Source organism: Nocardiopsis oceani (assembly GCF_054777395.1).
Genome location: NZ_BAAHAR010000032.1, coordinates 68,312 through 92,549 on the forward strand (window position 1 = coordinate 68,312; position 24,238 = coordinate 92,549).

The 24,238-nt window shown below is 70.7% G+C and carries 16 protein-coding genes and 1 tRNA gene; 9 read left to right on the plus strand and 8 right to left on the minus strand.

Going from position 1 to position 24,238, the window contains the following annotated elements:
• Positions 1-73: 73 nt before the first annotated feature.
• Entirely contained in the window at positions 74-403 is a 330-nt protein-coding gene (locus tag ACYVDG_RS19945) for a hypothetical protein (protein ID WP_460755203.1), read from the minus strand.
• A gap of 302 nt (positions 404-705) precedes the next feature.
• Between ACYVDG_RS19945 and ACYVDG_RS19950 the strand changes: the two genes are divergently transcribed.
• The gene (locus ACYVDG_RS19950; RefSeq protein WP_460755206.1) at positions 706-2,292 is read left to right on the plus strand and encodes a beta-N-acetylhexosaminidase; all 1,587 of its coding nucleotides are present in this window, start codon (positions 706-708) and stop codon (positions 2,290-2,292) included.
• 3 nt (positions 2,293-2,295) lie between these two features.
• Here ACYVDG_RS19950 and ACYVDG_RS19955 read toward each other — a convergent pair whose 3' ends face one another.
• Positions 2,296-3,636, minus strand: a complete 1,341-nt coding sequence (locus ACYVDG_RS19955; protein ID WP_460755209.1) for an alanine racemase — start codon at positions 3,634-3,636, stop codon at positions 2,296-2,298.
• A gap of 143 nt (positions 3,637-3,779) precedes the next feature.
• The gene (locus ACYVDG_RS19960; protein ID WP_460755213.1) at positions 3,780-4,805 is read right to left on the minus strand and encodes a glycerophosphodiester phosphodiesterase; all 1,026 of its coding nucleotides are present in this window, start codon (positions 4,803-4,805) and stop codon (positions 3,780-3,782) included.
• Between the two features lie 236 nt (positions 4,806-5,041).
• Here ACYVDG_RS19960 and ACYVDG_RS19965 point away from each other — a divergent pair, with 236 nt between their 5' ends.
• Together ACYVDG_RS19965 and ACYVDG_RS19970 are read left to right on the plus strand one after the other, a co-directional pair.
• The gene (locus ACYVDG_RS19965; protein ID WP_460755216.1) at positions 5,042-6,664 is read left to right on the plus strand and encodes a hypothetical protein; all 1,623 of its coding nucleotides are present in this window, start codon (positions 5,042-5,044) and stop codon (positions 6,662-6,664) included.
• A gap of 612 nt (positions 6,665-7,276) precedes the next feature.
• Positions 7,277-9,139 carry a gamma-glutamyltransferase family protein gene (locus ACYVDG_RS19970; protein WP_460755220.1) on the plus strand — a complete coding sequence of 621 codons (1,863 nt, stop codon included), beginning with the start codon at positions 7,277-7,279 and terminating at the stop codon, positions 9,137-9,139.
• Between the two features lie 442 nt (positions 9,140-9,581).
• Here ACYVDG_RS19970 and ACYVDG_RS19975 read toward each other — a convergent pair whose 3' ends face one another.
• The 5 genes from ACYVDG_RS19975 to ACYVDG_RS19995 form a co-directional block, all read right to left on the minus strand.
• Positions 9,582-10,805, minus strand: a complete 1,224-nt coding sequence (locus tag ACYVDG_RS19975; protein ID WP_460755225.1) for a C40 family peptidase — start codon at positions 10,803-10,805, stop codon at positions 9,582-9,584.
• A 197-nt stretch (positions 10,806-11,002) separates the two neighbouring features.
• Positions 11,003-12,706, minus strand: coding sequence for a bifunctional 3'-5' exonuclease/DNA polymerase (locus ACYVDG_RS19980; RefSeq protein WP_460755227.1), 1,704 nt, complete (start codon positions 12,704-12,706; stop codon positions 11,003-11,005).
• Positions 12,707-12,854: 148 nt separating this feature from the next.
• Positions 12,855-13,784, minus strand: coding sequence for a 2-hydroxyacid dehydrogenase (locus tag ACYVDG_RS19985; RefSeq protein WP_460755233.1), 930 nt, complete (start codon positions 13,782-13,784; stop codon positions 12,855-12,857).
• A gap of 142 nt (positions 13,785-13,926) precedes the next feature.
• Positions 13,927-14,778 (minus strand): TrmH family RNA methyltransferase, encoded by an 852-nt coding sequence (locus tag ACYVDG_RS19990; protein WP_460755237.1) that lies wholly within the window; start codon positions 14,776-14,778, stop codon positions 13,927-13,929.
• 102 nt (positions 14,779-14,880) lie between these two features.
• Entirely contained in the window at positions 14,881-15,552 is a 672-nt protein-coding gene (locus ACYVDG_RS19995; RefSeq protein ID WP_460755241.1) for a hypothetical protein, read from the minus strand.
• 459 nt (positions 15,553-16,011) lie between these two features.
• Between ACYVDG_RS19995 and ACYVDG_RS20000 the strand changes: the two genes are divergently transcribed.
• From ACYVDG_RS20000 to ACYVDG_RS20025, 6 genes are all read left to right on the plus strand, one after another.
• Positions 16,012-17,745 (plus strand): substrate-binding domain-containing protein, encoded by a 1,734-nt coding sequence (locus ACYVDG_RS20000; RefSeq protein ID WP_460755244.1) that lies wholly within the window; start codon positions 16,012-16,014, stop codon positions 17,743-17,745.
• A 463-nt stretch (positions 17,746-18,208) separates the two neighbouring features.
• Entirely contained in the window at positions 18,209-19,966 is a 1,758-nt protein-coding gene (locus tag ACYVDG_RS20005) for a substrate-binding domain-containing protein (RefSeq protein ID WP_460755249.1), read from the plus strand.
• A gap of 374 nt (positions 19,967-20,340) precedes the next feature.
• On the plus strand, positions 20,341-20,991 hold the full coding sequence (locus tag ACYVDG_RS20010) for a hypothetical protein (protein ID WP_460755251.1): 651 nt from the start codon (positions 20,341-20,343) through the stop codon (positions 20,989-20,991).
• A gap of 99 nt (positions 20,992-21,090) precedes the next feature.
• On the plus strand, positions 21,091-23,292 hold the full coding sequence (locus tag ACYVDG_RS20015; protein ID WP_460755254.1) for a DUF2510 domain-containing protein: 2,202 nt from the start codon (positions 21,091-21,093) through the stop codon (positions 23,290-23,292).
• A 115-nt stretch (positions 23,293-23,407) separates the two neighbouring features.
• Positions 23,408-24,058, plus strand: a complete 651-nt coding sequence (gene orn, locus ACYVDG_RS20020; protein ID WP_460755257.1) for an oligoribonuclease — start codon at positions 23,408-23,410, stop codon at positions 24,056-24,058.
• 67 nt (positions 24,059-24,125) lie between these two features.
• Positions 24,126-24,201, plus strand: a tRNA-His gene (locus tag ACYVDG_RS20025).
• Positions 24,202-24,238: the final 37 nt, after the last annotated feature.

Consider the following 24,238-nt stretch of genomic DNA (forward strand, 5'->3'; position numbering starts at 1 on the left):
GGAACAAGAACGTGGCCCGCCCCTGCGGGGCGGACCACGTTCCTCCGGGTCCGGTGCTTGAGAGCAGCTCCGGTCATATGTCGTTCCGTCGTCGGCGTACTCGGTCGATCTTGCGGCGGAGCTTGCGACAGACGTGGCGGGCCCGATCCCGGTCATCACGGGCGTTCCACCAGCGTGAGTAGGCTTCCAGTCTTCTTCTGCGCAGGGACTCGAGCTCGGCTTCCATCCGGTTCACCCGGTGCTCCAAGTCGATGCGTTCGCGTTCGAACGACGACATGTCACGCTCATGGAACCCCGCCTCACGTTCGGCGCTGACCAACCGATCCGTGAGGCCCTCAGTGGCGTTTCCGCCCCGGGTGATCCGGCTGAGGCCGGCTTGTCCGCTGATCCCTTCGAACCACACAACCCCTGGTATTTCCCGAAGACGCCCAAGATCACTGATCGCCACGCAAAGAATACGGAAAGTGGCTAAAACGGACTTTTTAGGCAACCGGTGACTGCAACCCGGCCCCATTTCGACCCCGCCCTCTCACGCGGGACCTCCCACTTTCCATGGAGGCCCAAGCACCCCACGGATCACCACCGGATATCGGGCATCCCCGAACCGGAGGCCCGAAAAGACCGATAGACGACCGGCCTGTCCCTCTTCGTCCGAGCGTGACAGTATGTCCAACATTGGTCTAGACCGGATAGGAGCAGTGACCCGTGCCTGACACCTCCCAGCCCTCGTTGGTCCCCCGCCCCCAAGAGGTGGAAGCCGACGGATCGGACGGCCTCACCCTCACCCCCGCCACCCGTGTCTCCTCCGACCGCGCCGCTCAGGGCACACGCGTCTGGCTTCAGCGCGAACTCGGCACGGCCACCGGTTTCCCGCTCGCCACCGGCGACGAGGAGGACGCCCAGATCCGGCTGAGCGTCGACCCCAGCGCAGGCCTGGGGCGCGAGGGCTACCGCCTGATCGTCGACGGCGAGGGCGCCATCATCGTCGGCAATGACCCGGCCGGCGTGTTCTACGGCGCCCAGACCCTGCGCCAGCTGCTACCCCCCGACGCCTACCGCGACGCACCCCTGGGCGGCGCCGCATGGCGGCTTCCCACCGTCCGCGTCACCGACGCCCCGCGGTTCCGCTGGCGCGGCGCCATGCTCGACATCGCCCGGCACTTCCAGCCCAAGCGCGAGATCCTGCGGTTCATCGACCTGCTGGCGCTGCACAAGCTCAACGTGCTGCACCTGCACCTGACCGACGACCAGGGCTGGCGGGTCGAGATCCGGCGCTACCCCAAACTCACCGAGGATGCCTCCTGGCGCACCGAGAGCCAGCTCGGCGTCACCAAGCCGCCGGTGTTCGACAACCGCCCGCACGGCGGGTTCCTCACGCAGGACGACATCCGCGAGATCGTCGCCTACGCCGACGCGCGCCATGTCGCCGTCGTCCCCGAGATCGACGTACCCGGCCACTCCCAGGCGGCCATCCACGCCTACCCCGAACTCGGCGAGTGCGGCCGGATCCCGGTCGGTACCCAGTGGGGCATCTTCGACGAGGTCCTCGCGGTCACCGACAACGTCCTGGAGTTCTACAAGAACGTCCTCGACGAGCTCATGGAGCTGTTCCCCAGCACCTACATCCACGTCGGCGGCGACGAGTGCCCCAAGACCCAGTGGAAGAACAGTGCCTCCGCCCAGCAGCGCATCAAGGACGAAGGGCTGGCCGACGAGGACGGGCTCCAGAGCTGGTTCATCCGCCAACTGGACGACCACCTCACCAAGCGCGGCCGCCGCCTCGTCGGCTGGGATGAAATCCTCGAGGGGGGTCTGGCCGCTGGGGCCACCGTCATGTCCTGGCGCGGGGAGGAGGGCGGTATCGCCGCCGCCCGGGCCGGCCACGACGTGGTCATGAGCCCCACCGCCACCTCCTACCTGGACTACAAGCAGTCCGAGAGCCCGGACGAACCCGTCCCGGTGGGCTCCCTGCTCCGCGTGGAGGACGTCTACGAGGGCGAGCCGGTCCCCGCCGACCTCACCGAGGAGGAGCGGCAACACGTCCTGGGCGCCCAGGTCAACCTGTGGAGCGAGCACATCGACACCCAGCGGAAGCTGGACTACATGGCCTTCCCCCGGCTGTCCGCCTTCGCCGAGAAGGCGTGGACGGCAGGGGACCGCGACTTCGGGGAGTTCGAACCCCGACTGCGCACGCACCTCGACCGCCTCGGCGCCGCGGGCGTGGAGTACCGGCCCCTGGACGGCCCCCGCCCCTGGCACACCCGCCCGGGCGTAGGGGGTTGGGGGTACTGACCGCTAGAAGTAGGTCGCGATCGCCTCGACCACGCGGTCCCCGTCGTCCACGACCGGGATGACCTGCCAGCGGTCGAAGGCCGTGCACGGGTGCGAGATCCCGAAGGAGAGCAGGTCGCCGGGGCGTACACCCAACCCCTCCGGGACACGCAGGTAGGCGTGGTGGTCGTTGAGGTTGGTGACCTCGACCCCCGTCGCCGGGACCGTGTCCCCGTCGCCCCGGCGCACCGTCCGGGGGATCGGGAACCCCTGGTCGTAGTTGGCCTCGCGGCGGCCCATCCCGGCGATCGCCAGCCCCTCCTCCGGGGTGGAGGTCACCTGCGCCCACAGCTCCAGTGCGCCGACCAGCCCGTCCTGGTTCCCGGGCGCACCGCTGTCCTGCCGTTCCTCGCCCGCCGCCATCCGGTCGGTCGGCATCCGGTTGAACGGCGTCGTCCGCTTGTACAGGCCGTCGTCGTGGGCGACGTAGGCCCCACTGCGCAGGATCGGCAGTACGTCCTCACGGCCGCCCAGCACTTCCGCGACGAGGTCGAACCAGGCGCTGCCGCCCACGGACAGCACGGGGCGCGCCAAGCCCTGCTCAGCGGTGAATTCGGCCTTGAGCGCGGCGGCGTCGCCGAGGAGGTCGTCCAGGAAGCCCCGGACCCCTTCCCCGTCGCTCAGCGAGCCCTCGTACCCGGCGACCCCCGCCAGTTCCAGTCCGGGCGCCCGCACGACTTCGCGCGCCACCGCGAGGAGCCGCTCCCGCGTCCGGCAGCCGGTACGGCCACCAGGGGTGCCGCGTTCCACCATCACCCGCAGCGGGCGCCCCGGACCGCTCTCCCCCGCTTCGGCCGCCCTGACGGACTGGGCTCGGGCTTCCTGTGCGGCCTCGGCGGCGACGGCCACGCCCTCCGGGGAGTCCACGTAGAACAGGAACTCGAAGTCGGGGTCGGCGTTCTGCTCGGCCGCCACCCAGCGCAGGACCTTCGGGTCGAGGAGCTCGTTGGCGAGCAGGATCCGACCCACCCCGAACCGGCGGAAGTCCAGAACCTGGTTGGCGGTGGCCGCCGTGATCCCCCAGGCGCCCGCGTCGAGCTGGCGCTGTGTGAGCACCGGCGACATGGCTGTCTTGCCGTGCGGGGCGAACAGCAACCGGTGCCGTTCGGTGAAGCCGGCCAGGGCGGCGATGTTGCGGTCCAGGGCCGAGGCCCGCAGGACCATCAGGGGCCAGGTGAACGGGCCGGTGAACAGGTGGTCCTTGCGGGCGGCGAACTCGTCGAGGGTGACGGGCTCCCCAGGCCACCACAGGCCCTTCGTGCGCCAGTCGACGTGTTCCCTGGGAATGGGCAGCCGGTCACTCACGTGTGTCTCCGCTTCCTGGCCGGACCCGGTGGCGGGCGGACCCCGTGTGGGTGGCCCGCCCGCCAGCGGGCGGGATTCGGGTCGATTCGGGACTGATCATCCCATTGGGCCTACGCGAATTCACCCCGTCGGGGCCCGGCTGCTTAATCCTGGGCCGCTTGCTCCTGAGCGGACTGGTCCCGGGCGAGCGCCGGATCCGCGTCGCCGAGGAACTCCTCAATGGCCTCCTGGCCGACGTCGGGGAAGTCGGTGATGAAGCCGTCCACCCCCATGTCGAGGACGTCCCGCATCACCGCGGGGTCGTTGATCGTGTACGGCATGATCTCCAGCCCCGCGCCGTGGACCTCGCTGACGTAGTCGGCGTCGATGGTGGTGTGGTTCGGGTTGATCATGTGTGCCCAGTCGAAATCGGCGATCTGCTCCTCGGGGACACGGCCGAGCAGTGCGTGCGGCACTGAGGGCAGCAGACCCTTGGAGACCTCCGTGGATTCCCAGTCGAAGCTCTGGACGACGAGTCTGCGGGGTTCGTCTGGCGGGTTGGGAACCAGCCAGTGCGGGCGGCGGGCGACCTCGACGGCGATCTGGTGTTCGATGCCCGGGTAGAGCTCCGGCTCCTTGACCTCCAGGAGCAGGTTCTGGTCGTGTGCCTCGAGGCGGTCCAGGGCCTCCCCGAGGAGCGGGACGGGCTCATCGGCGTACTCGTCACCGAAGAAGGAACCGGCGTCGAGCTGGCGGATCTCCGCCAGGGTGAAGTCGCCGACGTCGTAGGACTCCCGGTCGGGGAAGACCTCGGCGACGTCGGTGGTGCGGTCGAGGGTGGTGTCGTGCATCAGGACGAGCTCTTCGTCCCCGGTGAGCTGGACATCCACTTCCACGGTCTCCGCGCCGAGCCGGTGGGCCTCATCGATGGCGGCGAGGGTGTTCTCCGGGGCGTAGCCGGAGGCCCCTCGGTGGGCGACGGCGATCAGAGGCCGCTCGGATGGTTGCTGCTGGGATGACGGCTGCTGCGACGACTGCTGGGACAACGGCTGTTGGGCCGGGGCTGCTGCCTGCCCGGGCGCCGCTGCCGGCGAGCCCGGCGACGCGAGCGCGGGGCTCGGGACGACGGTGAACGAGAGTGTTACGACTCCGACGACGAATCCGATGCGGTAATACACAGTGCCTCCCAAGTACGCGTGGTCTGGTCGACTGCCACCTCAGGGTGAATACGACTGGTGACACACCTGTGACCCTGCGCAGGGACTCCACCCGCTCGCGACCCGCGGCCGCGTAAGTCAACCCAGTCAAATCTCACCCTATGTAAGTATTTGATTACTTCATGTCCGATATTTGACTGCTAGTCCTCTCGATAATTACGGAGTGCCCTGGAATAATCACTATGAGTAGTCGATGGGAAGGAACTCTCATGCGCAAGCACCACACGAGGTGGGTCGCGCTCTTCAGCGCGGCCGCGATCTCCACGTCGGGACTGACCGGTCTCGCCGGGCCCGCGGCCGCGGACGACAAGGACACAGAGGCGTTCGACTGGCCGGTGGTCAGGCAGGGTGTGAGCACTTACAGCCTCGACGGCTACGAGCTGACCTACCTGCCGCCCGGCCTGGAGCACTACGGCGTCAACGCCTCGTCCACGACGGATCGTCAGGGCAACAGCCAGTCCCAGATTTCGTGGGTGCAGGGTCCCGACCAGCTCTACGGGCGCATCGCAGTGCTGCGCTCGGACAGCCTCCAGGACCTCGACGATCTGCGCGCGGGGCGCTACAGCCACCTGGCGGACGGATCGCTGGAGGAGCTGGACGGGAACGAGGCCTTCGAGGACGGGGCCTACCTGTCCGCGGAGACCGGCGATCTCTTCTGGCTGGAGAGACCGGGCGTAGCGATAGCCACCCACCTCCAACCAGATCGGTGGGAGGACGGCGAGCTGCTGAAGATGGCCGAGTCCGTCTCCGCGGAGGTCGCGGCTGACGAGGCCCCTGAAGCCGAAGAAGCCGAAGCCGAGGAGACAGACGGGGCCGGGGACGCCGAGGGCACCGACGGGGCCGACGAGGCCGAAGCGGACTCCGAAGGCGCGGAGGACTCAGAGGACGCGGAGGCTGACGGCCCAGAGGGCGAGGAGGAAGCCGAGGGCGACGAGGCTGAGGGCTCCGAAGACACCGAGGGCTCCGAGGACGCCGAAGAGACGGACGACCCGGCCACCGAAGAGGATGACGCCGACGCGGTCGAGGACGGCACCGAGGACGAAGGCGTTGATGAGGGGGCTGACGAGGGCACCGTAGAGGACCCCGCCGACCTGGTCGAGGAAACGCCCGTGGACGAGGCTCCCGTCGATGAGGAGGCCACCGACGAGGCTCCGGACGAGGACGTGGTGGACGAGGACGTCGTCGACAGCGAGGGCGTCGACGAAGAGGCCCCCGGTGACGACGCTCCGGCCGAGGACGCTCCGGAGGAGGAGACCCCGACCGACGAGGCTCCCGTTGAGGACGCCCCGGAGGAGGAGACCCCGGCTGAGGACGCCCCCGAGGAGGTCGAGCCGCCGGTCGAGGCCGACCTGCCCGACGGTCTCTCCTCCCGCGAGGTCAAGACCTGCCTGACCGAGCACTTCGTCGACTTCGGCTCCGGTCAGACCGACCTGAACCACGAGCAGATGACGCCGACCAGCACGAAGTTCGTCGAGAGGGCGCTGGCCCAGGACGGCCTGGGCGACGCCGACCGCGACCGCCTTCTGGCCACCGTCTGGTACTACGGCAACGAGAACGACAAGGTCGCCGCCACCAACGACTGCGCCCGGAGTTTCGGGCTGGAGCGCAGCGAGGTCGAGGACGTACTCGCCGAGGTCTCCCACCTGATCGGTGATCTGGTCCAGGAAGCCAACGAGACCGTCTCCAACTCGATGGACGAGGCCCAGCAGGCGATCGACGCGGCCGACCTGCCCGAGGACGGCACCGTCGAGATCGAGGACCCGGTGGACGCCGAAGAGTGGGAAGAGCTGTGGGAATCCCTGCCGTGGAGCCTCCCGGCCGAGACCCAGTAGACGGTCTTCCGGTTACTCCTTGCGGTTGGTTGCCGGGGTCAGGCCCTGAGGCACGCGCCCCGCACGGGTCTTGGCTTCGGCTGTGACCGAGGCCAAGACCCGTGTTGGGGCCGGAGGTGCCGGCGCCGGGGCTGGTGAAACAGGGTCCGGTGCCGGAACTGGGGCCGGATCCGGGGAAGCGGGTTCCGGGCAGCACGGGGCGGGCGAGTCCTGAGGGCCCCCGGTACAACCAGTCAACCCGGGGTTGGTGCACACGCACCAGCCCCGGGTTCTCTTCTGTGGACAACTCCGCCGCCGCGCACCGCCCCGGGTACTCAGGCCCGGCCGGACCCGTACCGTCTCGGGTACCGAATCGGCGACCAAGGTCCTGAAACCCCTATCGCCTACCTCCCCGGTCCAACCCATGCTGTACCGTCACCCTCGTCCGGCCGGTGCCTACCGGCAGCGGCCTCCGACACCTGTCCGCGCCTTGGCATGTCACCCGTGCAGACCCTGGCGTGGCACCCTCCCATGCCTCGTCAGGACACTCGGTACACGACCCCCACACCTCGGCGATACACCCCGGACCGGTGGCGACCCCGCCAGCCCCCACCCGCAGGAGGACCAGAGCCCATGCCCGGTTACCCCGGCTTCCCCGGCTTCACCACACGACCCCAGCTCCGCGGCGACTTCGGAATGGTCGCCTCCACCCACTGGCTGGCCAGCGCGACCGGCATGTCCCTGCTGGAGCGCGGCGGCAACGCCTTCGACGCGGCCGTCGCCGCGGGCTTCACCCTCCAGGTCGTCGAACCCCACCTCAACGGCCCCGGCGGTGAGGTCCCCATCGTCTTCCAGGCCAAGGGACGGGACGGCGCCCAGGACCCGCGGGTGCTCTGCGGTCAGGGGGTCTCCCCCGCCTCCGCCACCATCGGCGCCTTCGACGGCATGGACCGCATCCCCGGCAGCGGGGTCCTCGCCGCGACCGTCCCCGGCTCTTTCGACGCCTGGATGCTGCTGCTGCGCGACCACGGCACCATGACCGTCCGCGAGGTCCTCGACCACGCCATCGGCCTCGCCGAGCGCGGCTACCCCGTCCTGGACCGGATCGCCGCCGCCATCGACTCACTCAGCCCGGTCTTCTCACAGCATTGGACCGGTTCGGCCGCCCTCTACCTTCCGCACGGCACCGCGCCCGCCGCCGGATCGCGGCTGCGCAACCCCGCCCTCGCCGCCACCTACCGCCGCATCGTCTCCGAGGCCGAGGCCGCGGGCGGCGACCGCGAGGCCCAGATCGAGGCGGCCCGCCGATCCTGGTCCCAGGGCTTCGTCGCCGAGGCGGTCGGGGCCTTCCTCGCCTCCCCCGTCCCCAGCGGCCAGGGCGAACCGCAGCAGGCCCTCCTCACCGCCCAGGACATGGCTGACTGGAGCGCCACCTACGAGACCCCCGCCAGCGTCACCTACGGCGCCCACACCGTCCACAAGACCGGCCCCTGGGGGCAGGGCCCCGTCATGCTCCAGAAGCTGCGGATGGCCGAGGCGCTCGGCCTCGGCGGCGATCTGCGCTCCGGAGCCAACGACCGGGTGAGCGCTGACTTCGTGCACCGGCTCACCGAAGCCGGCAAACTCGCCTTCGCCGACCGCGAGGCCTGGTACGGCGACCCCGACTTCACCGCCGTCCCGCTCAAGGAGCTCCTCAGCTCCGGCTACGCCGCCGACCGGGCCCGACTGGTCGACGACGCCCGGGCCTCCCTCGACCAGCGCCCCGGCTCCCCCAGCGGTCTCGCCCCCTTCACGCCGCCGCTGTACGTGCCCGGCGACGTCCCCGGCGACCGGACCACCGGAGAACCCACCGTCCAGAACCCCTCAGGTGCCTCAGGCGCCTCCGGCGGCAATCCCGCGGACCGGCGCGGCGACACCTGCCACGTGGACGTGGTGGACGCCGACGGCAACATGGTGTCGGCCACCCCCAGCGGCGGCTGGCTCAGCAGCTCGCCCGTCATCCCCGAACTCGGCTTCCCGCTGGGCACCCGCGCCCAGATGTTCTGGCTCGACCCCGCTTCCCCGAACGCCCTCGCCCCGCGCCGGCGCCCCCGGACCACCCTCTCCCCCACCCTCGTGACCCGGGAGGACGGCCAGGCGGTCCTGGCGATCGGCACCCCCGGCGGCGACCAGCAGGACCAGTGGACGACGACGGCGCTGCTGCGGATCCTCAACGGGGTCGACGACCTGCAGGCGGCCCTGGACTCCCCGATGTTCCACACCAACGCCTTCCCCAGCTCCTTCCACCCTCGGGAGACCATCCCCGGCGACCTGGTCGTGGAGGCGAGCGTGGGCGAGGAGGTCATCCGGGAGCTGGAGCGGCGCGGCCACCGCGTCAGGATCTCCCCGGAGTGGTCGCTCGGCCGCCTGGCCGCGGTGGCCCGCGATCCGGAGAGCGGCGAGCTGCGTGCCGCCGCGGACGCGCGCGGAGCCCAGGGGTACGCCGCAGGACGCTGACCCGCACGGGGCGACGCGAACGAGGCGACGCGAGCGGGGAGAGCAGCGCACAAGCGCACATAGGCCCCGGAGGTTCGGGCACCGTGGCCAGGGCGCCTTGGGGTGTCCCGCATGACTTGACCGGGCCTCTTGCCAAATCGTCCGGTCGCTGCTTATGTAGACCTGTGCGACGGGGCACCCCCGCTTGGGGTCGGATACACCCTGTCACAACTCCATACCACTGATACAGGGTCAGCCACCGCTGTCTCCCCCTCCCTCAGCGGTGACCCTGTTCCCCCTCCTAACCGAGGCCTGCCTTCCCCTCCCGGCGGTTTTTCGGACAAGGAGAAAGATGGGCCGTGTCGTCACCTCCCCGGTGACGCCACGGCCCATCCTCGTTGCTGAGGGACCAAGCGCAGCCGCTCGGTCAGGCGCTGAGGCCTGCTCAAGCGCTGCCGCTCGGTCAGGTGCTGACGCGCACCGCACCCGCGTAGTTGTCGGTCCGCACCGAGGTGACGCGCACGTCCAGTCCGGTCCGCGGCGCCTCCAGCATCTCTCCCTCGCCCAGGTAGATGGCCACGTGCGAGATGTAGTCGGGGGCGGTCGGATCCGAGCGCCAGAACAGCAGGTCGCCGCGCTGGAGGTCGTCGTAGTCGATGCGCTCGCCCGCGTTCCACTGGTCGTGTGTGACGCGCGGAATGGACACCCCGGCCTCGCTGAAGGCCCACTGGAGCAGCCCCGAGCAGTCGAAGCCGACGTTGGGGGTGGTGCCGCCCCAGACGTAGGGCACGCCCAGCTGGGTCTCGGCGTTGGCGATGACCTGCTCGATCACCGTGGAGTCCACGGCGTCGCCGCTGGTCTGCGGTTCGGGGGCGTCGGTGACGAGCTGGAGCGAGGTGTCCTCGCCCAGAATCTCCTCGAGCTCGTCGTGCAGGTCCCACAGGTCGGCGTCGGGTGCGGAGACGACGAGCCCGTTGCCCTCGGGCATGCCGAGGTCGCGGGCGAGGTCGCGGGACACGAGGGCGTCGATCCCGGCGATGCCGGAGGTGGCGTGGGTCCACACCTCCAGGGGCACTTCGCCGTCGCCGCCCGCGACGGTGACTTCCTCGCCGACGTCCAGTTCGCGTTCGGTGCCGACGTCCTGGGACAGGGCGATCTGGCCCTCGGCCACACCCTGCCAGATGTCGTCGGACTCGGCGGAGGGCTCGGGGGCGTGGTTGCGGAAGCTCGACGGGTTGACGCCGAGCAGGGACGTGGACTCTCCGTCGACCTCGACCCGGGCGGCGTCCACGGTCAGGACGTTCTCGACCCCGGCGATCTCGCGCACCGCGTCGACGATCTCGCGCGGCAGCTCCTCGTCCGCCACGGCGAAGTACTCGACCGACCGCGCCTCCTTGAAGGGGGCGACGTAGGTGTCCTCGTTGAGTTGGTCCGCGTCGGCGACGGCGGGGGTGGCGACGTCGTCACCGTCGGCGCCGTTCTCGGCCGGCGCACCGGGTGCGATGCCGTTCGCCTGGGCCCGGGGCTCGGATCCGCTCGGGGCGGCCCCCTCCGGGGAGTGCTGTTCGGACAGGGGTGGGCGGTCCTCGACGACCGGGTCAGCCAGGGCGGGGGCTGCCCCGAAGGCCGTGAAGGCGACCGCGAAGGCGGCCGTTGTACCCGCACAAGTGGTGAGACGGTTCCGCACGGGGGACAATCACCCTTTCTGTGACCGCGGCGGTCGGGGTAACCACGGCGGCGACACGACCTTCGTTAGAACATGTTCCGGTCCAAGAATGGGCGCACCTGGGCGAGTTTGCAAGAAGCCCACGCCGTCCGATACCGGACGTCCACCTTTCGGCCACTTGCCCGTCTATCGCGGTGTTGTGGCGGCCGCGCCCGGCTTCAGAGTTCGGCGTAACAGTCAGTGACGGAAACCGAAAGGGGAAAGCGCACCGGGGTGTCTCCGAAAAGGATCTCCCGGGTCCGTCTTTCGGCGCGCGCGATCGCGCGGACGACCTCGTCGGCGAGCTCTTCGGGGACGTGAAGGACCACTTCGTCGTGCACGAAGAAGACGATGCCGCCGCCCTCGGGCACCGCGGGCAGTTCCTGGCGGAGGGCCGCGAGGAGGACGAGCGCCCATTCCGCCGCGGTGCCCTGCACGACGAAGTTGCGGGTGAACCGGCCGTGCGCGCGGCGCCTTCGGTCACCGTCCGGAGTGTCGGCGGTGTCCGCCCAGCTTCCCGGGGCGGGCGAGGTGCGCCCCAGCCAGGAACGGACGATGCCGCCGCCCTCGCCCGCTCGGGCCGCGGCGTCCACATGTTCCAGCGCGCGGGGGTAGAGGCGGCGCATGGTGGCGAGCAGGGGTGCGGCGTCGCCGGAGGTCTGGCCGTACATAGCGGCGAGCAGGCCGATCTTGGCGCGCTCGCGATCGTCACCCACGTGCACGGCCAGCCGGGCGTACAGGTCCTCTTCCGCGGCGGCCGCGGCGAGGGCGTTGTCTCCCGACACGGCGGCGAGCACGCGGGGTTCGAGCTGTCCGGCGTCGGCGCGCACCAGGATCCAGCCGGGGTCGGCCCGTACTGCGCTGCGGACTGACTTGGGGATCTGGAGGGCGCCGCCGCCACGGGTCGCCCACCGGCCCGAGACCACGCCGCCCACCACATAATCGGGCTGGAACCGGCCCAGCCTCGGCCCCTGGCCGCTCTCCCCGGGCAGTTCCCGCACCCAGGTCTCCAGCCAGGACCAGCCGTTGGCGGAGTGGAGCCGGGCGAGTTCCTTGTAGCGCAACAGGAGCGGCACCAGCGGATGGTCAACGGCCTCCAGCACCCAGGAGCGCGTGGACTCCACCGGGTGGCCGACCCACGCCATCGCCTTGAGGACCTGGGCGGGCGAATCCGGGTTGACCTCGTGGCCGACCACCTCTCCGATCCTCGCCGCCAGGTCGGCCAGGACCGGGGGCCGTTCCCCCGCGCGCGGCCGCGCACCGAGGATGTCGGTGAGGACCCGGTCGTGGATGTCCGGTCGCCAGGGCAACCCGTCGTGGCTCATCTCCACCGCGGCCAGGGCCCCGGCCGACTCCACCGCCGCGAGGAGCGCCATCCGGCCCGGCTCGGGCAGCTCGGCGATGCGTTTGCGCTGGTCGGCGTGGACCTCCACCAGGGCGGCGAGCCGGTCCGTGCCGGGCGGCAGGGTGGAGCGGTCGGCCTCGAACAGGGCGGGCTGCGCCGCGGTGCCCTCGCCGAGGGGCCGCACGGGGTCGGCGGGGACCGGTAGGTGGTGGAGCCTGGCCCAGGCGGCGCCGAGGGAGTGGGGTTCGGAGTGCCGGGCCCCGTACCCGAGCAGGAGCGCCTCGGTCAGTGCGGTGTCGTGGCACCGCGCCACCCGGACCCCGGCCCGGACGAGGTCGGGGTAGATGTCTTCGGTGGCCGCCCAGACCCAGCGGACGGGTTCCCCCCGGGAGCGCTCGACCTCGCGTACCGACGCGGCGAGGTCGTCCACGCCGCGGACGGGGCCATCCGCGCCGCGGGCAGGGGCGGCGGGGGAACCTCCGTCGAGTTCCCTGAGCCACCCCCCGCCGTCACCGTCGGCGACCACCGCGATCCGCATACCACCAGTGTGTCCCGCGGAGGTGACAAACGGACGTCCCACCAGCCCCTGAACAACCGTGATCTTGCTACCAGAGGCGAAATCGGCGCCGAAATTGCTACTGGTAGCAAGATCACCGGGGGTCAGAGCCGTTTCGGTGCCCAGGGGGCTAGGTTCCGGCGTTCCCGGGACGGACCACGTTGGCCAGCGGCTCCCCGGCGGCCCAGCGGGAGAGCTGGGTGTCCATGAAGGCTCGGGCGCGCGGGTAGAAGGCCGCCGAACCGCCCGCCACGTGCGGGGTGAGGTAGACGCCGGGCGCCTCCCACAGCGGGTGGTCGACGGGCAGCGGTTCGGGGTCGGTGACGTCCAGGGCGGCGCGGACGCGGCCGTTCTGGGCGAGCAGTGCCCGGGTGTCCAGGACCGCGCCGCGGCCGATGTTCACCACGAGGGCGTCGTCACGCAGCAGCGCGAGCTCGTGCGCGCCGAACAGGCCCCGGGTGTCCTCGGTGAGCGGGGTGACCAGGACGACGATGTCCACGTCGGGCAGCAGGACGTGCAGTTCGTTGACGCCGTGCACGTCCTCCTCCGGGCGGGCGCGGCTGGCCACGCGGACCACCTCGGTCTCGAAGGGCAGAAGGCGCCGCTCGATGGCCGCGCCGATGCTCCCGTACCCGATGATCATCACCCGGGAGTCGGCCAGTGAGCGCTGCGGTACCGAACCCCAGCGGTGGTCGCGCTGGTCGATCGCCCACCGGGGCAGGTCGCGCTGCGCGGCGAGCATGAGCGCGAGTGCGTGTTCGGCGGTGCTGGCGTCGTGCAGCCCGCGGCCGTTGCACAGGGTGACGTGGTCCGGGAGGAGGCCGAGGACCTGTTCGTACCCGGCCGAGACCAGCTGGAGCACTTGGAGCGCGGGCATCTGACCGATGATGTCCAACCGCTCGTCCACGCTCTGGGTGGAGGGCGCGTAGGGCACTTGGTAGAAGGTGACGTCCTCCAGTCCCTCGCTCGGCGCCCGCCCCCCGGCGTAGAGCTCGACGTGGAGTGAATCGGGCGCGTTGTCCCTGTTCTGCTCCCACTGCACCAGTGTTCGGCCGCCCATGTCGTGCGTCCTCCTTCTACTCTGTCCGTGTCATGCGCCACACTACGGTCTCGGCGCGGCCCGGGTGACCCGCAGGTCGGCCCGGGCGGCGTGCCGGTTCAGGCCGGTCGGCACACCCGTGCACACGGGGTGACGTGCGGGTTCAGTCCGTGCCCCTCCGGGGGTCGGCACCCGGACCGGCACCGAACCTGGAGAGCTCGTAGCAGGCGACGGCTGCGGCGGCGGTCACGTTGAGGGAGTCGACGTCGCGGTCGGCCATCGGGATGTGCACGCGGGAGGTGGCCCGCTCCAGCCAGCGGGCGGACAGGCCGTCGCCCTCTGTGCCGAGCAGCAGACCCACCTTGGCGTCGGGGGCGAGGCGGTCCATGGCCTCGCGCAGCGGCAGCGAACCCTCGCCGGGGGTGAGTGCCATGAGGTCGAACCCCGCGTCGCGCAGGCTGTCCAGGCCGCCGTACCAGTCGTCTAGGCGGGTGTAGGGGAGGGTGAAGACCGCCCCCATCGACACCTTCACCGACCTGCGGTAGAGCGGGTCGGCGCAGCGCGGCGCCAGGACGACGGCGTCCACGCCCAGCCCGGCTGCGCTGCGGAAGATCGCGCCGACGTTGGTGTGGTCGACCAGGTCCTCCAGCACGACGATGCTGCGGGCTTTGGCCAGGATCTCGTCGGGTGCTGGCAGCGGTTTGCGGTGGTAGGCGGCGAGCGCGCCCCGGTGCAGGTCGAACCCGACGAGCTGCTGCGCGGTCTCTTCGCTGACCACGTACAGGGGTGCTTCGGTGGCGGCGACCACGTCGTCCAGGGCCTCTGCTCGCCGTTCGGTGAGCAGGAAGCTGCGCGGGACGAACCCGGCGGTGGCGGCCCTGCGGATCACCTTGTCGCCTTCGGCCATGAACAGGCCGTGCTCGGCTTCCAAGTGGCGGCGCAGGTTGACGTCGCGGAGCCGGGTGTAGTCGGCGAGGCGCGGGTCTGCGGGGTCACTGACCCTGATGGCATCCATGCGCCCGATTATCCCGCCCTACCACCGATGACCTTGCCCCCAGCTCCACCCTCGACGGTCGAGAGTGGAGACAGGGGCAAGAGCGTCGCGGAGAGGGAACGGTCAGCTGAGCTGTTCGGTGAGGGCGCTCAGGCGCTGCCAGCGGGCCTCTTCGCAGGAGCCCTGGCGGGAGAGCGTGGTGTCGACTTCCTCGCCTTCCCAGCTGCCCTCGATCGCGGCCTCCTGGGGGCCGTACACCTTGTCCGTGCAGACCGTGCCCTCGCGCACCTCGGTGAACAGGTGCTCGGACTCGTCGGTCCCGTCCGCGCTGTCGGATCCGTTTGCCCCGTCGGTCTCTCCGGCCCCGTCGGTTCCGGCGGTCTCGTCGGCCGCTTCGGCCTCCCCCTGCTCAGCGTCCTGATCCGCCTCTTCGGGGTCGGTGTTGGTCGGGTCCCCGGCGAACTCCTCCGCCGCCTCGGCCATCAGGGCGCAGGCGTCGGGGTCTTCGGACAGGTCGCCGCTGCAGTTCAGGGTCTGCACCCAGGCACGGTCCCGGTCGCTCACATGGATGCGCAGAAAACCGATCGGGCCGCGCTCGTCGACCTCCTCGGTCTCTTCGGCGGCGCTTCCGATCACCTCGGGGGTAACGGCGGTGGTGGTCTCCACGTCCGGCGCCGGCAGCATCGACGGACCGACCAAGGAGGCATAGGCCACCGCGCCGGCGCAGCAGGCGCCGGCGAGCAGCACGGTGCCGAGACTGCTTCGGCTCCGTCGGTCACTGTGCGAATGGGACATACCAAAAACCCTCGGGGCTCGGTTGGTCACGGGCGCGGCCACGGCGCGGGGCCCGTGAGTCGGGGGGCTTCCGTCAAGCGGACGCCAAGTAACGGTCAAGCGAATACCGGGGGCCAATGGTAGCGGGGGGCGAATGGTGGTACTCGACGTGCACCGTAACAAAGCGATCACCGGACCCCCGGCATATCACCCGTGGGCCACCCCGTGTATCACCCTGTGAGCCAGAGCACCCCTCCCCTTCCACTCGCCCATTACCAACGAGTAAGGTCCTGTTGAGGAATCGTTCGCGTCGCACGGCTGGTCGATCACATTCTCCTTGTGTGATGCCCTCCGTCGCGTGATGGTTCACCGACTTCCCGCCGCGGGGGCAGGGCGCCGCACCCCGCGGCCGCCCTTGAACACCGGTCCCGGGAGGCCCCGCACCCGGGCGCCGGAGACAGTCACACCCCCGGAGTATCCGTGTCCACTGGACGCCACCGTCTTCCCTCCCCAGCCGTCACCAGCACCCGCAAGGTGGTGCGGTCGCCGCTGGGGATCACCGCGATCGTCGTGGCTCTCATCGCCGTGACCGCGATCGCCGTCCCGGTCGGTCTGAACGCCCTCGGTTGCGGCGACACCCGCTATCTGCGCGTGTCGACCACGCAGAGCGTCGCGCCCGTGATGCGCGAGGCCGCGACCGAGTTCAACGAGGACCGCCCCAGTTACGGCGGGGAGTGCGTGTACGCCCAGGTCGACGAGATCGCGCCGCACCGGATCATGACCGCTCTGACCGGCGGCCAGCCCGGCGACTCCACCATCGCCCCGCACGTGTGGGTGCCCGAGTCCTCCGCCTGGGTGGAGCTGGCCCGGGTCTCCGACGGCGGCGCGCACGAAATCGAGACCGACCCGCCCTCCCTCGCGAGCTCCCCGGTCGTGCTCGCCGCGCCGCCGGACACGGAGGGGATGCCCGACCAGGACGGGGCCGAGTGGCCCATGCTCCTTCCCGACGAACGCGACCCCGACCGCCCCGTGGTGATGGTCGACCCCAACCGCGGGGCCGACGGCATGACGGTGATGCACGCGATCCGGGACCACCTGGGTACCGGCGACGACGCGGACACCGCCATGACCGACTTCGTCCGCGACGTGCAGATGGACAGCGCGTTCGGCGAGATCGACCTGACCAACGTCTTCACCGGTTCGGCCGCCGCGGAGGGCCAGGCGGACCCGGTCATCGCCGTCCCGGAGCAGGCCGTGGTGGACTACAACGGCAACCGGGCCGAGGCGGCGCCCGAACTCCAGGCGCACTACGTCGAGGAGGGCACGGTCGACCTCGACTACCCGTACGTGACCACCGCCGAGGATTCCGCGCTCCAGTCGGCCGCGGCCGACCTGTACGAGGTGGTCAACGCAGACGCCTACCGGGAACGCCTGCGCGAACTGGGCTTCCGCGACCCCGACGGGGAGGCGTCGTCGGCGCTGGCCGCCCAGGCCGGGATCATCGCCGATCCCCCCGAGACCCACGACGACCTCACCGGCGACGCCCTGCTGGCCTCGGTCACTGACTGGAACCGGCTGTCGATGGCCAGCCGCACCCTGGTGCTGGCCGACACCTCGGCCAACATGTCGCTGGACCTCAACGGCGGCCCGGAGCGGATCGAGGTCGCCCGGGAGGCCGCCCTGCTGGGCCTGTCGATGTTCCCGGACGAGACCGACATGGGCCTGTGGCTGATGTCGGAGGAGCACGGGGAGGACGGCCGCGACCCCGCAGCGGCCATGCACCCGCTGGGCGCCGCGGACGACAGCGAGGTCACCCGCCGCCAGTCGCTGGTCGAGGTGGCCGAGGAACTGGAGGTCGCGGGCGGCGAGTCCCGGCTGTACGACAACATCCTGGCCGCCTACGACGAGGTCCAGGACGAGTTCGACGAGGACAAGATCAACAGCGTCATCCTGCTGACCGCGGGCCAGGACGAGGGGTCCAGCGACATCTCCCACGAGGAGCTGGTCGCGGCCCTGCAGGACCGGTTCGATCCCGAACGCCCGGTCACCATGTTCATCATCGGGTTCGGCAACGAGGCGGACGAGACCGAGCTGAACCAGATCGCGGCGGCCACCAGCGGTTCGTCCTTCGTGGCGGAGGACCCGGAGGAGATCGGGGACTTCTTCCTCAGTTCGATCTCGCGCCGCCTGTGCGTGCCCAACTGCGACAACTGATGTCTGCGGGGGGGTGCTGGTGCTTCTGCGGAACCGCTGATGTGCGTGCCGGGTCACTGATGTCTGTGTGGGGGCGCCGCCGCCGGGCTGGACCGGCAGCCCTTCTCAAGTAAAAATCGAACACTGTTTGGATCCGAACGGTCTCGATTCGGTATCGGAATGGCATTTCGGACCGACCGGTTCCGCGGCCCTCCCCCACCCGGGACTGGCCGAATATCCCAAGGTGACCGGTACTCCGCGACGGAGCCGGCCGCACCCTCCCGAGTACTGCCCGCACCCCTCCGGCCCGGGTCCCATTCACGAAGCTTGGGGTGTTGAGTACCGTTCCCACCAGTAACACGCGCGCGGTCGGCTCACATCGGAGTCGAACCGGTACGTACGGCACGGCCCGTACCGCACACCCCTGTACCAACTCATCCCCCTGTACGACACTTCGTCCGTACGCCACCCCGTGAGGAATGCTGTGGGACGTCACCGCGGAAAATACGCAGAAGAACCCTCCGGCCGGAGCAGACGCCGCCGCGGTCGCGGCGGAGCTATAGCTGCCCTGGCCGCCGCGATGGTGATCGTGGTCGGACTCGCCGTTGCGGGCGTGTACATGTTCGGTCAGACCGACGGCTGCGGTGGCTCCGACATCGAACTGGACATCGCGGTCAGCCCCGAAATGGGTCCCGTGCTGACCGACGTCGCCAGCGATTTCAACGCCGAGGAGCACGAGGTCGACGGCAGCTGCGTGCGCGCCGACGTGCGCCAGGTCGACTCCGCCAACGTCGCCTACGGCATCACCGGTTCGGGCGCCACCATGGGCGACACCGAGTCCGACGTGTGGATCCCGGACTCCTCCGTGTGGCCGCGCCTGGTCCAGAACCAGGCCGGTGAGGCCGTCATCACCGAGACCGGTACGTCGCTGGCCCGCAGCCCCCTGGTGCTCGCCGAGCTCGCCGAACACGCAGAGGCTGACGACGGTGAGACCACCTGGATGGACGTGGTCCCCACGGGCGCGCCCGGTGAGGAGTCGGACCGCACGGTCCGCGTGGTGGACCCGGCCCGCAGTTCGAGCGGCCTCGGAACCCTCTACCTGCTCCACGGTGCCTTGGAGGAGTCGACGTCCGACGCCGACACCTTCAACGCGCACATGACCGCCGCGCTACAGACCCTGCACCAGGGAGCCTCCGCCGACGAGGACGCGGCGTTCCTGGCGCTGAGCGGCGGCAGCGCCGAGTCGCCTCCCGTGATGGTGATGTCCGAACAGGCCGTGTGGCGCTACAACACGGAACACTCCGAGGCGGCCGCCCAGCCCAGCTACCTGGACGACGGCACCTACTTCCTCGACTACCCGTACATCGTGCGCAGCGAGGACACCGAGGTCACCCGCGCGGCCGAGGTGTTCCGCAGCGAGGTGCGTTCCGCCGAGGCCGCCGACCGCTTTCTCGACGAGGGCTTCCGCGGCCCCGAGGGCGAGCTCAACGACAACGTGCTGGCCGAGGAGGCCGGTTTCCAGGGCGGTGAGCCGGCAGAGCTCCCCGCGCCCTCGGAGAGCTCGATCGCCGACCTGACCCGTTCCTGGAACCAACTGAAGATGGACTCCCGGGTGCTGACGATCATGGACATCTCCGGGTCGATGCTGGCCGAGGTGCCCGGCACCGGGCTGACCCGCATGGAGGTGGCCGGGGCAGCCTCCGCTGAGGGTCTGGAGATGTTCTCCGACACCTCCGAGCTGGGCCTGTGGGAGTTCTCGACCAACGTCAACGACGACATGCACCACCAAGAGGTCGTCCCGATGCGGGAGTTGCAGGCCACCGACGAGGCGGGCAACGAGCACCGCGACGCCATCGGTGCGGCGCTCTCGGACATGGAACCGCTGCCGACGGGCGACACGGCGCTGTACGAGACGTACCTGGCCGCCTATGAGGAGATGTCCCGCAACTACCAGCCGGACCGGACCAACGTGGTCCTGATGCTCACCGACGGGGACAACGACAACCCGGGCGGCATGGAGCTGGACGAGCTGATGGACGAGCTCGACTCGCTCGCCAACCCGTCCCGGCCCATCCCCATCATCACGATCGCCTTCGGCCCGGAGGTTCAGCACCTGGAGCCGCTCCAGGAGATCGCGGCGGCCACCGGCGGCGCCGCGTACATGACCGAGGACCCGAGCGAGATCGGTGACATCTTCCTGCAGGCCTTCTCCCTGCGCATCGCGGAGGACGACGACGAGTAGCTGAGGGAGAAGGGAACCAGCGCAGAGATGCAGAGGTAGCGCGGGCCCGGGGGACTGCCCCGGGCCCACGCGGGCCGACCGGGCCGTGGCCGTACGCCGCGGCCCGGTCGTGTCGGCACCAGGGGCGGGGGATCGGCGGGGCCCGTGGGAACGGCGACCCGGGCCGGGCACCCTTGCCCGGGAACGGCCGCACGGCCGGCCCCGCTGGTTCGAGTGGAACAGAAGGTGACATGAACCTATCCACCGGCCCACGGGCTATGGACTTCTCTCCCGGGGTGGCGTACCACGGGAAGGACCGGGATCCGGGCCCATGCCGTGCTTTCCGCCCCGGATCCGCAGGCTTGCTAACCGGTGCGACCGGATTGGGGAGTGCCATGGCGAAGGCGTGGATGCCCGGAGCCGAGAGGGTCGACGGAGGAGGCACCAGAACCGCCGCCGGGGTGGGCGCCCCGCGCGCTGTCTGGACGGTGACCGGAGCGGATCCGCACAAGTGGTCGGCCGACAAGGAGGCGCGTCGGCTGGTCCACGAGGGCAGGACCGCGCACCTGGTGTGGAACCCGCTGACCGGTGAGGTGGCGCAGATCCTGGCCGCCACGCGCAGGAGCGGGATCGCTCTGGGCAACACGTCGATGGGCGGGCAGTACCTGGACCACGGCGACGAGGGTCGGGTGTGCCTCGTGGTGGCCGTGGTCGCGACGGAGGCGGAACCGTTCACCGACGGTCCGCTGACCGGGCTGAAACCGGTCCTGGAGTGGCTGGAGTCCTGGGGTGTGCCGAGGAGGTGGCCCGGCGGGCGGCCCGGCCTGCGGGGCGACCGGCCGCTGGGAGCGGAGGAGGCCGCCCGGGCGTGGTCCCGCGGCGGGCACTTCGGGCACGACCAGGTTCCGGGGTCGCTCTCGACCGCTCCTGGCCGGGTGGATCCCGAGCACGTCCTGTCCGCAGGGAGGCGGGCGACGGTACCGATGGACGCCCTGCCTCGGGCCGTCTCGGAGCAGCCCAAGCCGCAACCGTCCGTCATTACTTGAGCACGTATTGGGAGGGATGAACCTACCAATTCCGCACCATCGTGGAGAATCGGATACCACTGGTTAAGTACAGCTCCCAAACCCCTTAGTCTGTCCGCCATGGGTGGATCTATCGAGCCGGGTTGGTACGCGGACCCGCAGGGCGACGCGCAGACGCTCAGATGGTGGAACGGTGACGAGTGGACGCGGCATACCCGTTCACTGAGCGAACTCCAGGGCGCCGCCGAGGGCTCCGAAGAGGAGCCCGCCACCACCTATCTGGGCGGCCAGGACAGGGGCGGAACCCCCTCCGACGACGATGAGGAGGGCACGGTCCGACTGGGCGGCTCGGGGCCCGCCCCGGCGCCGGTGGACGACGAGCCCAGCACCATGCGCATCGACCCGTCCTGGGCACAGCAGGCGTCGAGCCCCGACCCCGCGCCCGAACCCCCGGCGGCCCCCGCCGACGACGAGCCCAGCACCGTGCGCATCAGCCCCTCCTGGGGCCAGGACGACTCCCCGCAGCAAGTTTCGCCCCCCTCCCCCACCCCTGCCGCGGGCGACGACGAGCCCAGCACCATGCGCATCAGCCCGTCCGCGGGCCAGCAGGCACCCGCTGCGCCCCCTGCCGCCCCGGAGGCACCGGCCGCGCCCGTCGACGACGAGCCCAGCACCATGCGCATCAGCCCCTCCTGGGGCCAGGGACAGGGCCAGCAGGGCCCGGGACAGGGCCAGCAGGCTCAGGGACCGGGCGCTGGTCAGGGTCCGGACTCCGAGGACGAGGAACCGACCGCGGACCTCGCCGACGTCGGCGCGACCATGCGGGTGGGCGACGCCGACCTGCCCGGTTCGGGCGACTCCGCCCCCGGAGCCGACCAGGGCGACGACGAGCTGCCCACTGCCGACCTCAGCGGCGACAACATCGGCGACGCCCCCCGCACGGCCGTCTTCGATCCCAACGCCATCGGTGACACCCCCGGTACCGCCGTCTTCGAGCCCGACGCGATCGGCGACGCTCCCCGCACCGCGGTGTTCAACCCCGGTGACGACCAGGCTTCCGGCGCCGACCAAGCCCCCGGCGGTACCGCGATCTTCGACCCCAACGACCCTGTGTTCTCGGGTGGCGCGGATGACGACGAGAGCAAGAAGGGCGGCAAGTTCAACAAGTTCCTCGGCAGCCTGAAGGAAGGCTGGGCCGACCTCTCCGAGGAGCGCAAGGAACAGCGCCGCCAGGCCGAGGAAGAGGCCGCGAAGAAGCGCGAGGAGGAGCAGTCCCGCAGGGAGGCCGAGGCCGAGCAGCGGGCCGAGGAAGAGCGCAAACGCGTCGAGGAGGCGCAGAAGAACGCCCCCGCTCCGCCGGCCGCCGCGCCCGGAACCCCCGGAGCTCCCGGGGAGCGCCCGCACGCCGACAACCCGCAGTCGGCCGGCGCCCCGCCCGCCGGTTGGACCCCGCAGAACCCGGGCCAACCGCAGCCCGGCCAGAACCAGCCCCCGTCGGGGCCGCAGCAGGGCTACGGTCACGAGGGCCCGCAGGGTGCTCCCCCGGCTGGCCCTCCCGGCGGCCCGCAGCAGGGCGGCTTCCCCGGCCAGCAGCCTCCGGCCGGCCAGCATCCTCCGTCCGGTCCGCAGCGGCCGCCGTCGGGGCCGAACCAGCCCCCGGCCGGCTACCAGCAGCAGGGGTACCCGCCGCCCGGCCAACAGCCCGGTCAGCCCGGTCAGCCGCCCCAGCACCAGTACGGCCCGCCGCCCGGCGGCTTCCCGCCGCCGCAGATGGGCGGGCGTCCCCCGATGCCTCCCCAGGGGCCGCCCCACGGTGCCCCGCAACAGCAGTACGGTCCGCCGCCCGGCGGCCCCGGCCCGCGCCCCGGACAACCGCCGATGGGAGGACCTCCCGGCGGTCCCCCCGGCGCCCCCCACGGAGGTCCTCCCGGTGGTCCGCCCCCTGGCGGCCCGCACGGAGGCCCCCCTGGAGGTCCTCCCCCGGGTGGCCCGCACGGAGGTCCCCCGGGAGCCCCGCCTCCCGGTGGTCCGCACGGCGGCCCTCCCGGCGGTCCCGGTTGGGGCCCCCAGGGTGGCCCGCACGGAGGCCCTCCCGGCGGTCCTCCCCCGGGTGGCCAGGGCAGCCCGTACGGTCAGCAGCCGCCCCAGCAGCCGCAGAAGAAGAAGCGCGGCGGTTGTGGCTGCCTCGTGTTCTTCCTGATCCTGCTGGTCATCCTCGGGGTTCTGCTCTACCTCCAGTTCTGGGACGTGTGGGACTGGCTGTACGTGATCTTCGACGTCGGTGAGCCCCCGGGCGTGTCCGACCCGTTCGTCTGGGACTAGGGGCACAGGCCTCAGCCGCGACGGTCCCCGACGTGGACGAGGGGCGGTGGGTCTTCGTGACCCGCCGCCCCTCTCGTCGTCTCCGACAAGTCCCACAACGCCTAAGCTGACCGGTATGAATGACTCTTTGGTGTGGATCGACTGCGAGATGACGGGCCTCGACTTCGAGAACGACGCACTGGTCGAAGTTGCCTGTCTGATCACCGACGGAGACCTGAACATCCTCGACGAGGGTGTGGATGTCGTGATCAAGCCTCCGCAGGACGCTCTGGACCGCATGGGCGACTTCGTCCGGGACATGCACACCACGTCGGGGCTCCTGGACGAGCTGGACAAGGGTGTGACCCTGGAGGAGGCCGAGGACCGCGTTCTCGAGCACATCCAGCAGTACGTGAAGGAACCGCGCAAGGCGCCCCTCTGCGGCAACTCCATCGCCACGGACCGCACCTTCCTGGCACGTGACATGAGTCGCATCGACGAGTTCCTGCACTACCGGATGGTGGACGTTTCCTCCATCAAGGAGCTCCTGCGCCGCTGGCAGCCGCGCGTCTACTACGCGAGCCCGGAGAAGGAGGGCGGCCACCGCGCCCTCGCCGACATCACGGAAAGCATCCGTGAGCTGCGGTATTTCCGCGCAGCCGCCTTCGCCCCCGAGCCCGGCTACAGCTCCGGCACGGCCCGCGCCATCGCCGCTGACATCGTGGCCGACGGCAACGGCATGGCCGTGAGGGACGCGGCCCTCAAGAAGTCCGCCCCTGGAAACTGATCGAAGCACTCCTCGAAGTCCGCTAGGATGACATACGTACGCAGGGCCGAGAGGCCAGGCGAACGTGGTGGGTGTAGCTCAGTTGGCAGAGCACTTGGTTGTGATCCAAGATGTCGCGGGTTCAAGTCCCGTCACTCACCCCAGAGGCGAAAGCCCCTGACCGGCGAGAACATCGCAAGG

Coding starts and splice junctions, on each gene's coding strand:
- ACYVDG_RS19965 (WP_460755216.1), top strand. CDS start 5,042: ATGCGCAAGCACCACACGAGGTGGGTCGCGCTCTTCAGCGCGGCCGCG.
- ACYVDG_RS19970 (WP_460755220.1), top strand. CDS start 7,277: ATGCCCGGTTACCCCGGCTTCCCCGGCTTCACCACACGACCCCAGCTC.
- ACYVDG_RS19980 (WP_460755227.1), bottom strand. CDS start 12,706: ATGCGGATCGCGGTGGTCGCCGACGGTGACGGCGGGGGGTGGCTCAGG.
- ACYVDG_RS19985 (WP_460755233.1), bottom strand. CDS start 13,784: ATGGGCGGCCGAACACTGGTGCAGTGGGAGCAGAACAGGGACAACGCG.
- ACYVDG_RS19990 (WP_460755237.1), bottom strand. CDS start 14,778: ATGGATGCCATCAGGGTCAGTGACCCCGCAGACCCGCGCCTCGCCGAC.
- ACYVDG_RS19995 (WP_460755241.1), bottom strand. CDS start 15,552: ATGTCCCATTCGCACAGTGACCGACGGAGCCGAAGCAGTCTCGGCACC.
- ACYVDG_RS20010 (WP_460755251.1), top strand. CDS start 20,341: ATGGCGAAGGCGTGGATGCCCGGAGCCGAGAGGGTCGACGGAGGAGGC.
- ACYVDG_RS20015 (WP_460755254.1), top strand. CDS start 21,091: ATGGGTGGATCTATCGAGCCGGGTTGGTACGCGGACCCGCAGGGCGAC.
- orn (WP_460755257.1), top strand. CDS start 23,408: ATGAATGACTCTTTGGTGTGGATCGACTGCGAGATGACGGGCCTCGAC.